Source organism: Arthrobacter sp. Cr_A7, assembly GCF_029222765.1.
GTDB lineage: Bacteria > Actinomycetota > Actinomycetes > Actinomycetales > Micrococcaceae > Arthrobacter.
In genome coordinates this window covers 1-777 of the sequence record NZ_JARHXQ010000316.1, presented here as the reverse complement: position 1 = coordinate 777, position 777 = coordinate 1, and the positions used below count along the sequence as shown (strand labels likewise).

Sequence of the window (777 nt, the reverse complement as noted above, 5' to 3'; positions counted from 1 at the left end):
GTTTTTGGGCGATACCTGACCCCGCGTTGGGTGCTTAGGCAGGCACTTGCTGGATCTGCTCGAAGAGTTCCGGCGGGATGGCATAGATGAAGACGACGGCCAGCAGGTTCTTGGCCGCGTGGACGAAGTAGGAGAACATCAGGTTCCTGCCGGTCCAGACGTAGACGAACACCAGGGTGGCCCCCATGGCGAGGTACGGCAGCAGGGCGGTGAGCGTGATGGCTTCCTGTCCCGCGATGTGGATGCTTGCGAACAGGACGACGGACAGGGCACTGCACACCCAGATGTTGATGCGCCGGCTGAGCTTGCCGATCAGCAGGTGCCGGAAGATGTACTCCTCCACGAATGGGCCAACCACCACCACCACCGGCACCATCAGCCAGGCGGGGACCTGCTGCATCAGTTGCTGCAGTCCGGCCTGGTTTTCCGACGTCTGCACCTCGCCGCCAATCGCCACCACGATGGCCGTCAGGATCAGCATGGCCACCACCGCTGCGGGCACCATCATCACCGTGAACCACGGCCGGGTGGCGAGGACCTTCAGGTCGCGGGCCATGACTCGGCGCGCGGCGAGCAGCGCCAGGATGCCTACCGAGCCGTAGAAAAGCAGGTTCACGGCGTAGGACGCAGCCGCCGGACTCGGGGCCACCTGCCGCAGGAAGGGTGCCAGGAGGTTCCCGGCCACGGTGAAGAACCCGGCGATCGCCACGTACATCGCCAGCGTGGCGAAATCCAGGGGCGAAAAGCGGTACAGCTGTGGCTGCGGTGCGGGCGGTA

The 777-nt window shown here is 65.0% G+C and carries 1 protein-coding gene; it reads right to left on the bottom strand.

Annotated features, from left to right (window positions below; all coding sequences use genetic code 11):
• Positions 1–34 precede the first annotated feature (34 nt).
• The coding region (locus P2Q66_RS19235; protein ID WP_275730711.1) for a CPBP family intramembrane glutamic endopeptidase at positions 35–777 on the bottom strand (743 nt) is incomplete at its 5' end.